We start from the raw sequence: 12,724 nt of genomic DNA on the forward strand, positions 1-12,724 counted from the left end.
GGAGAGTGCCGCCGATGACCGAAGAAATTCTCGAACCCGATCTACCGATCATCGACCCGCACCATCACTTGTGGGACCTGCGCCCGTTGCTGCCCTCCTTTCCCGAGCCGCGCCACGCCTTCATCGAGGCGATTGCGGGCGCAGCCTATTACACATTCGATGCGCTTCACGCCGATACGCACTCGGGCCACAACGTCGTCGGCACCGTCTTCATGGAATGCGGCGCCTTTTACGATGCCGGACGCGACGAGGCGATGGAACCGGTCGGCGAGGTCGAATTCGTCAACGGCGTCGCCGCGCAGGGCGCGAGCGGACTTTACGGCGACTATCGTCCCTGCGCGGCTATCGTCGGTCATGCCGATCTGACGCTCGGCGATGCGGTGAAGCCGGTGGTCGAGGCGCTGGTGGCAGCGGGCAACGGGCGGTTCAAGGGCATCCGCCATGCCGCAGCCTGGGACGCCGATCCCGACGTGCTCGGGCCGCCGTTCCATGCGCCCGAGGGCCTGTATCGCTCGGACGCGTTTCGTGCCGGCTTCGCCGCCTATGCCGATTACGGTCTGACCTTCGACGCCTGGCTGCTCGAACCGCAACTCGGCGACGTGCGGGAATTGGCCAGGGAATTCCCCGACCAGCAGATCGTGCTCGACCATTGCGGCACGCCGCTGGGCATCGCCAGCTATCGCGGTCGGCTGCACGAGCGTTTCGACACCTGGCGCCGTTCGATCCATGCCATTGCCGAATGTCCCAACGTCGCGATCAAGCTCGGGGGCCTCGCGATGGCCTTTTGCGGGCTGCCCGAGGAAGGGCCGGCCAAGGGCACGGGATCGGAGCACCTCGCGGGGCTGTGGCGGCCCTATGTCGAAACCTGCATCGAGGCTTTCGGCGCCGACCGCGCGATGTTCGAATCGAACTATCCGGTCGATCGCTGGGGCGCGAGCTATCCAGTACTCTGGAACGCCTTCAAGCGGCTCGCCTCGGGACATAGTGCGGACGAAAAGAGCGCGCTGTTCGCCGGCACCGCCGCGCGGATCTACGACATCGAGCACCTGATCCCGACCGGCTGAACGTTACGTAACGTCACGCTCGACAAGTCGCCCCGCCCTCCATAAGCCTCCACCGGTTTCGAAACGCAACGGAGATTGCCGCATGCCCCTGCCCGTCCCTTTCGACCGACTGCGCCTGCCGGTCATCGGCTCGCCGCTGTTCATCGTGTCCGGGCCGGAGCTGGTCATCGCGCAGTGCAAGGCGGGCATCGTCGGCAGTTTCCCCGCGCTCAACGCGCGTCCGCAGAGCCAGCTCGACGAGTGGCTGCACCAGATCACCGAGGAACTGGCGGCGCACAATCGCGACAATCCTGATCGCCCCGCCGCGCCCTATGCGGTGAACCAGATCGTCCACAAGTCGAACGACCGGCTCGAGGCCGACATGGCCACCTGCGCCAAGTGGCAGGTGCCTATGGTGATCACTTCGCTCGGCGCGCGCGAGGACATCTTCGAAGCCGTCGATAGCTGGGGCGGCATCACGATGCACGACGTGATCAACGACCGCTTCGCGCATAAGGCGATCGAGAAGGGCGCGACGGGCCTCATCCCCGTCGCCGCGGGAGCCGGCGGCCATGCCGGCGTGCTCAGCCCCTTCGCGCTGATGCAGGAGATTCGCAGCTGGTTCGACGGGCTGGTCGCGCTGTCGGGTTCCATCGCGCACGGTCGCTCGATCCTCGCGGCGCAGGCGTTGGGAGCGGACTTTGCCTATATCGGCTCGCCATGGATTGCCGCGACCGAGGCCAATGCGGACGAGCGCTACAAGCAGGCGATCGTCGAGGGCCGCGCGGACGGCATCGTCTACACCAACCTCTTCACCGGCGTGCACGGCAACTATTTGCGGTCGAGCATCGAGGGCGCGGGGCTCGACCCCGACAATCTGCCGGTCAGCGATCCGAGCAAGATGAACTTCGGGAGCGGCGGCAACACCAAGGCTAAGGCGTGGAAGGACATCTGGGGTTCGGGTCAGGGCATCGGCACGGTGACCGAAACCGCGCCGGTCGAGGCCACCGTAGCCCGGCTCGAGCGCGAATACATCGCGGCGAAGGAAGCGCTCGCCAAGGCCATCGCCTAGGCGGAGGTCGCACCCCAGAGGAATTCGGCCATTGCGTCGAGCTCCGAGAAGTCCATCCCCCGTCCGAGCGGGTCCTTGCGATTGAGCCGCAATGGTTGGCGCTCGTCGAGCAGGCGCTGGCGTAGCGCCCGCTGGAGCAGCGAGAGGCGCATGAGCGCGGTTTCGGCGGCCTTGCGCGGGTGGGCTCGGCTCTGGCACGACCACTGCCGTTCGATCCGGCCCACGCGATCGATCACCATCTGGTTGTAGTTGCGATGCGGCCCGCGATGCAGCGGCAGGGCAAGCCGGCGCGCAGCCTCCTCGCGAGCGGGCAACAGCATTCCATTGCGGCGAAAGTCGTCGAAACCGATCCTCTCCCGACCGAGCGTCTCGAACAGCGGACTGAAGCAGGCTTGTCCGAGCAATTGCCGCGGGAGCAGATGGTGTCGCTGGAGCGCCGGATCGTGCTGCGGGGTCCCGCACCGGTTGACCGCGCGAAACGGCAACCGGGGCCGATCCCCGCAGGCTGCAGGAAGTCCCCCCTCGCCCACGCGGCCTAGAGAGGCCCGATCCTGATAAGGCGTGCGGAAGGATCGGGTTCGAGTGCAAGCCTCGTGCCGTCCTCCGCCACAAACTCATGGCGCGCCCGGGGTGCCTGCGCTCCGATCAGCTCGTGCACCACTCGCACTGCAAGCCGCGTCGCTGCCACGCGGTCTTCGGCCAGTGCTGAATCGACCGCCAGTTCGTAACCGATGAGGAACGTCAAACCCTCGCTCCGCAGCGCGCCGGCCTCGTCGACGCGCAGTCCAACCAGGCCGAGCGCGGGAAAGGGGCCGCCGTCCAGCCACGCGCGTACAGTCCCGACGAAGAACTGCGGACCCATGGCCGAGCGCGCGGGCACCCAGCTGACCGCGCGAATCCCCGGAAGCGTTTCCGCAAGTCCCGCACCGAGCCCGAGAAGCATGCGCAGGATCGGCAGGCTGCTGGCGCCCGCTGCGATATGAGGGCCGGGAAACAATCCGACGGCCTCCCCCCCTGATAGCTCGCCGATGGCGCAATCGTAGGCATATGCGAGATCCGGTTCGTCGAGGGCGGGTCCGGGGGCCAACCCGACCAGATCGAAGGTCAGGCCGTCGACCAGAAGCTCGAGCCACCCGGCCTCGTCTTCGGGCGCAGCCGCCCGACTGGCGGCATGCGTAGGACTGGCAACGGTCGCCGGGTCGTGACTGATCGCAGCACGGGGAATCGCCGCGAGCGCGGTCGCCACAGCGGCGCGGTCGGGCGCCGCGCCGCGATCGAATATCAGTATCAGCCCCGGTCGATTGGGGTCCGCCCGTGCGCCGCTTCCTCCCTGTGCCGTCACCCTGTCCGCCATCCTCCCGGCTATCGTATCTGGCGGCAAAGCGCGGGCGCGTCGAGCCATGGCAGGCTCTTCGCTCGAAATCGGAGGCAACTCTAGAAGATCCCTTGGCAGATGCCTTCGGCCAGCGCCGCGCCGAGTTCGCGCGCCTGTTCGCGATCTTCCCCCTCGACGGTCTTGGGGGCGAGGATTTCCGCCGGTTCCTGCGCATGCATCATGACGATCCACGGATCGGTCACGCGTTTCAGCCGCCAGCCCGTCGCAATTCGATCGATCTGCCGCTGCGCGCCCTCGCCATCCGACCCGGCGGCGATCATCGTGGCATAGGGCCGCCCCTCGATCCGCCCGAGCACGGGGTAATAGCAGCGGTCGAACATCTCCTTCATTTCGCCGCTCATGCTGGCGAGGTTCTCGGGACAGCAGAACAGATAGCCCCCGGCACCGAGCAAATCGTCGGGCACGGTTTCGCCGGCGCGCAGCAGGCGAGCGCGCTCACCTGCACCTTCCGCAGCCGCCGCAGCCAACTGCTCGCTCGCTCCGGTGCGGCTGTGCCAGACGATCAGGAGTGGGCCGGTGGACATATCGGCCAGCATCGCCCGCGCCTGTCGATTGTCAATCGGCGCAACTTTCACCGCCCACAGGCAGGGGCTATGGTGACCGCATGGCATCCCGAGCCCTTTCCCACGTCTTCGGCGTTTCGCAGTCGCTCACCGGGCGCGCCTGGCGTTGGCGCGGCGGCAATATGGAACTCGGCAACAACCGGGCGCTAGGCGACGATATCGTCCGCCAGTTGCTGTTGTCGCGCGGCGTCGCCCCCGAGGATATCGACCGCCATCGCACTCCGACGCTGCGCAACTTCCTCCCCGACCCCTCGCGGTTCCGCGATATGGACGCCGCCGCCGACCGCATCGCGCAGGCGGTCATCGCAGGCGAGACGATCACCATCTACGGGGATTACGATGTCGATGGCGCTACCAGTTCGGCGTTGTTGATCCGCCTGCTGCGCGATCTGGGGGTCGAGGCGGGCTACTACATCCCCGACCGATTGCTCGAGGGCTATGGCCCCTCTGGCGAGGCGCTGGTCAAGCTCGGCGAACAGGGCTCGAGCCTGATCGTCACGGTCGACTGCGGGGCGATGGCGCACGAGGCTTTGGCCATGGCCCATGACGCCGGCATCGACGTGATCGTGGTCGATCACCACAAATGTGCCGCCGAACTTCCCAAGACCGTGGCGCTGGTCAATCCCAATCGGCTCGACGAGGAAGACGAGGCCGCATCGCACGGCCACCTCGCCGCAGTCGGTGTCGCCTTCCTGCTGGCGATCGCGCTCGTTCGCACGCTGCGCGAGCGCGGCTATTTCGCAAACCGCAAGGAACCCGACCTGCTCGCGCTGCTCGATATCGTCGCCTTGGGGACGGTGGCCGACGTTGCCGCGCTTCACGGGCTCAACCGGGCCTTCGTGGCGCAGGGGCTGAAGGTCATGGCCCGGCGCGACAATATCGGCATGGCCGCGCTGATCGATGCGAGCCGCCTGAAGCGCGCGCCCGCCTGTTCCGATCTCGGCTTCGCTCTCGGACCGCGGATCAATGCCGGTGGGCGGGTCGGCGAATCGACGCTCGGCGTTCGCCTCCTCACCACGCAGGACCCGGAGGAGGCCCGCGAAATCGCCGCACAGCTCTCCGCACTCAACGAGGAACGCCGCGCGATCGAGGCAGAGGTGCAAGAAGCCGCCGAGGAACAACTTGCCGGGCAGCACAACCGCGCGGTCCACCTGCTCGCTGGCGAAGGCTGGCATCCCGGCGTCATCGGCATTGTCGCTGGGCGGATCAAGGAGAAGACCGGCAAGCCCGCGCTCGTCATCGCGCTCGACGGCGAGACCGGCAAGGGCTCGGGGCGCTCGATCGCGGGGGTGGACCTCGGCGCGGCGATCATCCGCGCGCGCGACGAAGGCCTGCTCGTCGCGGGCGGCGGGCATGCCATGGCTGCGGGCCTGACCGTGGCCAGCGAACGGATCGACGACTTCGCCGAATGGCTCGACGCGACGCTCGAGGCGCAGGTCGCGCGCGCCTCGGCGAGCCGCGAAATGGCGCTCGACCTGGCGGTCGCACCGGGCGGACTGACCCCCGAACTGGTCGAATCGCTCGAAGGTGCCGGCCCCTACGGCGTCGGCTGGCCCGGGCCGCGCGTGGCAGTGGGCCCGGTCCGGCTGGTCAAATGCGATATCGTCGGCACCGACCATGTCCGCCTCATCGCGGCGGGCGACGACGGCAAGAGCTTCAAGGGCATCGCCTTCCGCGCCGCCGAAAGCGATATGGGCCAGGCCTTGCTCCATGGCGCACGGGGTCGCCGGCTATGGCTCGCCGGTCGGGTGAAGATCGACGATTGGGGCAGCCGCCCGCAAGCGGAATTGCACCTTGAGGACGCCGCCTGGGCCGATTGACGAAATTGGGTGCATTCGAGGCTTGACGCCTCGCAGCCCCACGCCTAATTGGCCCGCCACGCCACCGACCCGCTCAGCGGGTGTGGCCCGTTCGTCTAGCGGTTAGGACGCGGCCCTTTCACGGCTGAAACACGGGTTCGATTCCCGTACGGGTCACCACGGTGGCGGTATTGCATTTGCAATCCGCACAAAAGTGCCACTCCTGTGGCCCGTTCGTCTAGCGGTTAGGACGCGGCCCTTTCACGGCTGAAACACGGGTTCGATTCCCGTACGGGTCACCACTTCCTCCCTTGTCATGAAAAGCAGGTGGCGCGCCGCGGCGCGCCTCGCTAAGCCGCCCCGCAATGACCGAGCGTAGCTTTCCCTGGTCCGGATTCGTGCTGGCGCTGGTCGCCTGCATCATCCTGGCGACGCTGGGCACCGACTTCCTCCTCGTCGCCATCGTCCTGCTGGTCTGGTCGGGTTCGCTCTATCTCGTCGCCGGACGCCCGGCCGAAGCCCGGTCCACCCCTACCGGGCCGGCCTTTTCGCGCGACAGCATGGCCGACCTGTTCGAACATTCGGAAACGCCCGTGGTCATCACCGAGCGCGACCGCGTGATCATCGCCAATCTCGCGGCGCGCAAGCTGCTCGGCGGCCATATTCTCGGCCAGGACGTGCGCATGGCCCTGCGCCAGCCCGAGGCGATCCGCCTGCTCGAGCGCGGGAGCGACGGGGGCGCGGTGGTCCGCGGCCTCGCCCGGCGGACCGACATCTGGCGTATCAACCGCAAGACCCTGCCGGGCGAACTGGCGGTGATCGAGTTCGTCAACCGCACCGCCGAGGCGGACATCGCCCGCGCGCATACCGATTTCGTCGCCAATGCCAGCCACGAGCTTCGCACCCCGCTCGCCTCGATCATCGGCTATGTCGAAACGCTGCGGGAGGACGTCGAAAACCTAGATCCGAAGATGGCCGACAAGTTCCTCGCCACGATCCAGCGCGAGGCGAAGCGGCTGCAGGATCTGGTCAGCGACCTGATGTCGCTGTCGCGGATCGAGGCGGAAAAGCACGATCTCCCGAACGAACATCTCGACTTCGGCAAGCTGGTCGAACGCGCCGCGCACGACGTCGCCGCGGGTGAGCGCACCGCACGGCTCGACTACGAGACTGCGGGCGAATTCGTCGTCCAGGGCGACAACCAGCAACTCGAACAGCTCGTCCGCAATCTCGTCGACAATGCATTCAAGTACGGCGGGGCCGAGGATACCGTGACCGTCCGTCTGCATCCACGAGGTGAGTCGCGGGTCCGCCTGACGGTGAGCGATCGCGGCGACGGTATCGCACCCGAACATATCCCGCACCTCACGCGACGCTTCTACCGCACCGATCCTGGCCGCAGCCGCGCTTCGGGAGGGACCGGGCTCGGCCTCGCCATCGTCAAGCATATCGTCGAGCGCCATCGCGGACGGCTCGATATCGAGAGCACGCTCGGCGAAGGGACGCGGGTCACCGTCACTCTGCCGGTCGAACGCGAAGACCAGCTCGCCTAGAATTGTCCTCCGCCTGCCCACAGCTTATCCACAGCTGCAGGACATGCGCCGGGAGAATGTCACAATAGTGTAATTTGCTGGTCATAGTGGCGTCGCCAGCACGTAACCTCACGTTCAAAGGATTCGTAACGATGACCCGCACCTACCGCCTTTCCGTGGCGGCGGCCGCGCTTTGCTGCACCATGGCAACCCCGCTGTTTGCCCAGGACGTCACCGTCTCGGCCGATGAACTGGCCGCCATGCGCGCGCAGCTTTCGGCCATGAACGCTCGCATCGACCAGCTCGAGGGTGAACTGGCCAGTGCCAAGGCCGCCAACGAGGCGCAGGATACCGCGATCGCCGCGCAGGCCGAAGCGACCGCTGCCAAGCCCGCCCCGGTCGGCGAACTCTCCACGAAGGACGGCTGGAGCTTCAAGCCTCGCGGCCGCCTGATGTTCGATGCCGGCTTTACCAACGCTCCCGATTCGACTGGCGCCAGTGAAGGTTTCGGCAACGAGGTCCGCCGTGCCCGCCTCGGCGCCTCGGGCGACATCCCGGGCGGCTTCGGCTACAAGTTCGAGCTCGACTTTGCCGGCAACGAGGTCGAGGCGGCCGACGCCTACCTCTCCTATGGCGACGGACCGATCGAAGTCATCGTCGGCCAGCACAACAACTTCCAGTCGCTGGAAGAGCTCACCAGCAGCCTGCACACGACCTTCATCGAGCGCGCGGCCTTCACCGACGCCTTCGGCTTCGAGCGCCGTATCGGTGCCTCCGTCCAGTACGCCGAGGGCCCGATCCTGGTCCAGGCCGGCGTCTTCACCGACAATCTCGACGACACCTCGAGCAAGAACCGCGGCGCCGACGCGCGGCTGGTGTTCATGCCCCAGCTCGGCGACACCCAGCTGCACTTCGGCGGCTCGGTCCATTACAACGATCTCGACGATCCCGCCGCGACAGTCCGCTATCGCCAGCGCCCGCTGGTCCACTTCACGTCGCAGCGCTTCATCGACACCGGCAGCATGGGTGCCGACAGCGAGACCGGCTACGGGCTCGAGGCCGCCGCCATCTCGGGCCGGTTCCATGCCGCCGGCGAAGCCTATTGGCAGTCGGTCGACATGCCGGCGACCGCGAACGACCCGACCTTCTTCGGCGGCTATGTCGAAGCGGGCGTCTTCCTCACCGACGACACCCGCGGCTACAAGGGCGGAAAGTTCGACCGCACCAAGCCCGGCAAGCCGGTCGGCAAGGGCGGCTTCGGCTCGCTCCAGTTCAACCTGCGCTACGACTATCTCGACCTCAACGATGCGGGGATCGTCGGCGGAACGCAGGACGGCTATTTCGCCTCGCTGATCTGGAAGCCGACCGACTACACGGCGCTCGCGGTCAACTACGGTCGCCTGCAGTACACCGATGCCCTCATCCCGACGGCCTCCGGCGACACCAGTTACGGCGTCGATGCCTTCGGCGTCCGCGCCCAGGTCGATTTCTGATCCGGCCTGCGCTAGGGGCCGGTGAAACCCGGCCGCCGGCAGCGTGAGTCAAACTCTTGTCGCAAGCATGTAACATTGAGGCGCTTTGGCGCCGCTAGCTATCAACCCAAGAGGCTTACCATGACCAAGTTCAAATCCCTCGTCTTTGCTGCCGTCTCGTCCGCCGCACTCGCCGCTTGCGGCAGCGCCGGGGGTGATGCCGCTTCGCGCGATTCGATCCGCGCCGTCGGTTCGTCGACCGTCTTCCCCTTTGCCAAGGCCGTTTCGGAAGCCTTCGTGCGCGCCAATCCCGACTTCAAGTCGCCGATCATCGAATCGACCGGCACCGGCGGCGGCATGAAGCTGTTCTGCGCCGGCGTCGGCGCCGATACGCCCGACATGGCCAATGCCTCGCGCCGGATGAAGGCGAGCGAATTCGCCGACTGCCAGGCGAATGGCGTAACCGACGTGATCGAAATCCAGGTCGGCCTCGACGGCATCGCCTTCGCGTCGACCAAGGGCGGCATCACCATGAACCTCACCCCGCAGCAGATCTACGAAGCGCTCGCCGCCAAGCCCTATGGCAAGGACCAGACCGCCAAGACCTGGTCGGACGTCGACCCCTCGCTGCCCAACGAGCCGATCCTCGTCTATGGTCCGCCCAGCACCTCGGGCACGCGTGACGCGCTCAAGGAGCTGATCCTCGAAGCCGGTTGCAAGAGCGACCCGGAAATGAAGGCGCTCAAGGAAACCGACGAGGACAAGTACGGCCAGATCTGTACCGAAGTGCGCTCGGACGGCGCCTATGTCGACCAGGGGGAGCAGGACAATCTGATCGTCCAGAAGATCGAAGGCAATCCCAAGGCGGTCGGCGTCTTCGGCTACAGCTACCTCGAGGAAAACCTCGACAAGCTCCAGGACCTCCCGATCAACGGTGTCGAAGCCACTTATGAGAACATCTCGAGCTTCGCCTACCCGGGTGCCCGTCCGCTCTACGTCTACGTCAAGAAGGCGCACCTCGCTGCGATCCCGGGCCTGAAGGAATACCTCGCCCAGTGGACCAAGATGTGGGCAAAGGGCGGCGATCTGGCCAAGATCGGCCTTGTGGCTTCGCCCGATGACGTTATGGCGACCAGCCAGAAAGCCGCCACCGAGTACACGACGCTCGACGGCAGCACCCTCAAGTAAGGCCAGAATTTAACGCATGTCGCCAGCCATCCTGTTCCTCCTAGCCCTCGGGCTCGGGCTCGCCGGATGGTTGGCGGCTCGCGCGCGTGCATGGACATTCCGGCGCGAAAGCGCCGATGGCCGCCTGCCCAGCCTGCCGACCTATCACGCGTGGTACGTGGCGCTGTGGATCGTGCTGCCCATGGCCGCCTTCATCGCGCTGTGGAGCGCGATCGCGCCCGATCTGGTCACCCAGCAGGTGCTCGCCGCCCCGGCCGCCGCCGAACTGCCCGAATTCGGCTTCCAGCGCCAGACTATGCTCAACGAAGCACGCGCAGTCGCTACCGGCGCATCGAACGCCGTCTTCAATCCGCAGGCGGCTGCGCTCGTCGAACCCTACCGCGAGGCGTTGTCCCACTACAATGTCATAGGCATCGTCGTGGCGCTGCTGATCGCCTTTCTGGGGGGCACCTTCGCCTTCCTCCGGCTCAAGCCCGATTTCGCAGCCCGCACGCGGGTCGAACGGATCGTGATGGCGATCCTCCTCGGCGCCTCGCTGGTGGCGATCCTTACCACAATCGGCATTTTCGCCAGCCTCGTGTTCGAAACCGTGCGCTTCTTCGGCATGGTTTCGCCGCTCGACTTTCTCTTCGGCACGCATTGGGGCCCGGACCCCATGGCCAATGCCGCCAATCCCGACGCCAGTCGCTACGGCGCCATCCCGCTGTTCTGGGGAACGCTGTTCATCGGCGCGATCATCGCCATGGTGGTGGCCATTCCGCTCGGCCTGATGAGCGCGATCTACCTTACGCAATATGCCAATCCGGCGCTGCGCAAGTGGATCAAGCCGGCGCTCGAGATCCTCGCCGGCGTCCCGACCGTGGTCTACGGCTATTTCGCCGCCCTCACCATTGCGCCCGCGATCCGCGATCTCGCGCTGTCGCTCGGCGCCGCCAATCCCTCGAGCGAAAGCGCGCTCGCCGCGGGCCTCGTCATGGGCGTGATGATCATCCCCTTCGTGTCGTCGATGGCGGACGACAGCATCGCCGCGGTGCCGCAGGCCATGCGCGACGGCAGCCTGGCGATGGGCGCGACCAAGAGCGAGACGATCCGCCGCGTGCTCGTGCCCGCCGCCCTGCCCGGCATCGTCGCCGGCATCATGCTGGCGGTCAGCCGCGCGATCGGCGAGACGATGATCGTGGTGATGGCCGCCTCCACCGCAGCCAATCTTTCGGCCAACCCGCTCGAGGCGATGACCACGGTCACCGTCCAGATCGTCGCCATGCTGACGGGGGAAGGCAGCTTCGACCATCCCGCGACGCTCAGTGCCTTTGCGCTCGGGTTCGTTCTCTTCATGGTCACCCTCGGCCTCAACTTCATCGCGCTGCGTGTCGTCAAAAGGTATCGCGAAGCTTATGAGTGAGCGCATCGCCCCCACGCGCACCCCCGCCTTCGAGGCGCGGCTGAAGAAGCGCTATGCAGCCGAGCGACGGTTCAAGGCGCTCGGCCTCGGCGCGATCATGTTCTCGGTCGCCGTGCTGGTCTTCCTGCTCGGCACTATGGCGCTGAACGGGCTGGGCGGCTTCCAGCGCGTCGAAATGGACGTGCCGATCGATTTCACCCAGGCAGGCATTGCCGCCGATCCGGCGACAATGCAGCAGCCGGGCGCGATCCAGTCACTCGAGGCTCAGGGGCTGCGCGATGTCGTCCAGTTCTTCGCCCAACAGGAACTGGGCGAAGAGGCTGCTGCCGAACTCGGCGCGCAAGCCTGGCGCGATGTCGGTGCGGCTATCATCGCCGACCCTGCGATTCTGCGCGAACAGGTGACCTTCTCGCTCCCCGCCTCGGCCGATCTCGCATCGGGCTACCAAGGCGAAGGATCGCAGGATATGCGCGCCCTCGCCCAACGGCTCGACGCCGAGGGGCGGATCGCCAAGAATTTCGACCCCGGCTTCCTCTCGCGCTCGGATGCCACCAATCCGCAGCAGGTGGGAATCTGGGGAGCGCTCAAAGGCTCGATGCTGACCATGCTGGTCACGCTGTTGCTGGCCTTCCCGATCGGGGTGCTCGCCGCGCTCTACCTCGAGGAATATGCGCCCAAGAACCGCTGGACCGACATGATCGAACTGTCGATCAACAACCTCGCCGCGGTGCCTTCGATCATCTTCGGCCTGCTCGGCCTGGCGGTCTTTCTGACGCTGTTCCCCAATCTCCGCTCCGCCCCCGTGATCGGCGGGATGACGCTGGCGCTGATGACCATGCCGGTGATCGTTATCGCCGGGCGCAATGCGATCAAGGCGGTACCGCCGAGCATTCGCGACGGCGCGCTGGCGATCGGCGCCTCGCCCGTCCAGGTGGTGTTCCACCACGTCCTGCCGCTGGCGCTGCCCGGTATCCTGACCGGTACCATCATCGGCATGGCGCGCGCGCTGGGCGAGACCGCTCCGCTGCTGATGATCGGCATGCGCGCCTTCGTCGCCACTCCGCCCGACGGCTTCACCTCGCCGGCGACGGTGCTGCCGATGCAGATCTTCCTGTGGTCGGATGAAATCGATCGCGGTTTCGTCGAACGCACCAGCGCGGCGATCATCGTGCTATTGCTGTTCCTGCTCGTGATGAACGGGCTCGCCATCTACCTGCGTAACAAATTCGAGAAAACCTGGTGACCGTAGTCCACGAC

The 12,724-nt window shown here is 66.5% G+C and carries 11 protein-coding genes and 2 tRNA genes; 10 read left to right on the forward strand and 3 right to left on the reverse strand.

Translation table 11 applies throughout. From position 1 onward, the window contains the following. Positions 1 to 14 precede the first annotated feature (14 nt). Both ACN4E0_RS10015 and ACN4E0_RS10020 read left to right on the forward strand, forming a co-directional pair. The gene (locus ACN4E0_RS10015; RefSeq protein ID WP_419567514.1) at positions 15 to 1,064 is read left to right on the forward strand and encodes an amidohydrolase family protein; all 1,050 of its coding nucleotides are present in this window, start codon (positions 15 to 17) and stop codon (positions 1,062 to 1,064) included. 82 nt (positions 1,065 to 1,146) lie between these two features. Continuing rightward, entirely contained in the window at positions 1,147 to 2,115 is a 969-nt protein-coding gene (locus ACN4E0_RS10020) for an NAD(P)H-dependent flavin oxidoreductase (protein ID WP_419567516.1), read from the forward strand. Here the strand turns inward: ACN4E0_RS10020 and ACN4E0_RS10025 are convergent. The 3 genes from ACN4E0_RS10025 to ACN4E0_RS10035 all read right to left on the reverse strand — a co-directional run bounded on the left by ACN4E0_RS10025 (position 2,112) and on the right by ACN4E0_RS10035 (position 4,035). After that, positions 2,112 to 2,600, reverse strand: coding sequence for an AHH domain-containing protein (locus ACN4E0_RS10025; RefSeq protein ID WP_419567517.1), 489 nt, complete (start codon positions 2,598 to 2,600; stop codon positions 2,112 to 2,114). The two genes, ACN4E0_RS10020 and ACN4E0_RS10025, sit on opposite strands and share 4 nt — an antisense overlap. Positions 2,601 to 2,650: 50 nt before the next feature. Then, the gene (locus ACN4E0_RS10030) at positions 2,651 to 3,457 is read right to left on the reverse strand and encodes a hypothetical protein (RefSeq protein WP_419567518.1); all 807 of its coding nucleotides are present in this window, start codon (positions 3,455 to 3,457) and stop codon (positions 2,651 to 2,653) included. A 92-nt stretch (positions 3,458 to 3,549) separates the two neighbouring features. Then, the gene (locus ACN4E0_RS10035) at positions 3,550 to 4,035 is read right to left on the reverse strand and encodes a flavodoxin family protein (RefSeq protein WP_419567520.1); all 486 of its coding nucleotides are present in this window, start codon (positions 4,033 to 4,035) and stop codon (positions 3,550 to 3,552) included. Positions 4,036 to 4,115: 80 nt separating this feature from the next. Here ACN4E0_RS10035 and recJ point away from each other — a divergent pair, with 80 nt between their 5' ends. From recJ to pstA, 8 genes are all read left to right on the forward strand, one after another. Further along, complete coding sequence (gene recJ / locus ACN4E0_RS10040; protein ID WP_419567521.1) at positions 4,116 to 5,894, forward strand: single-stranded-DNA-specific exonuclease RecJ; 1,779 nt, start codon at positions 4,116 to 4,118, stop codon at positions 5,892 to 5,894. An 84-nt stretch (positions 5,895 to 5,978) separates the two neighbouring features. After that, a tRNA-Glu gene (locus ACN4E0_RS10045) sits at positions 5,979 to 6,053 on the forward strand. A 47-nt stretch (positions 6,054 to 6,100) separates the two neighbouring features. After that, positions 6,101 to 6,175, forward strand: a tRNA-Glu gene (locus ACN4E0_RS10050). A 63-nt stretch (positions 6,176 to 6,238) separates the two neighbouring features. Continuing rightward, positions 6,239 to 7,426 (forward strand): ATP-binding protein, encoded by a 1,188-nt coding sequence (locus tag ACN4E0_RS10055; RefSeq protein ID WP_419567523.1) that lies wholly within the window; start codon positions 6,239 to 6,241, stop codon positions 7,424 to 7,426. A gap of 131 nt (positions 7,427 to 7,557) precedes the next feature. Beyond that, positions 7,558 to 8,898, forward strand: a complete 1,341-nt coding sequence (locus tag ACN4E0_RS10060) for an OprO/OprP family phosphate-selective porin (RefSeq protein WP_419567524.1) — start codon at positions 7,558 to 7,560, stop codon at positions 8,896 to 8,898. Between the two features lie 120 nt (positions 8,899 to 9,018). Next, a complete protein-coding gene (locus ACN4E0_RS10065; protein ID WP_419567526.1) occupies positions 9,019 to 10,065 on the forward strand; it encodes a substrate-binding domain-containing protein in 1,047 nt (348 codons plus the stop codon). Between the two features lie 16 nt (positions 10,066 to 10,081). Continuing rightward, positions 10,082 to 11,467, forward strand: a complete 1,386-nt coding sequence (pstC, locus tag ACN4E0_RS10070; protein WP_419567527.1) for a phosphate ABC transporter permease subunit PstC — start codon at positions 10,082 to 10,084, stop codon at positions 11,465 to 11,467. Beyond that, positions 11,460 to 12,710 (forward strand): phosphate ABC transporter permease PstA, encoded by a 1,251-nt coding sequence (pstA, locus tag ACN4E0_RS10075; RefSeq protein WP_419567528.1) that lies wholly within the window; start codon positions 11,460 to 11,462, stop codon positions 12,708 to 12,710. Before pstC ends, pstA begins: the two co-directional genes overlap by 8 nt. Positions 12,711 to 12,724 lie beyond the last annotated feature (14 nt).

It is taken from the genome of Qipengyuania sp., assembly GCF_048550555.1.
GTDB lineage: Bacteria > Pseudomonadota > Alphaproteobacteria > Sphingomonadales > Sphingomonadaceae > Qipengyuania.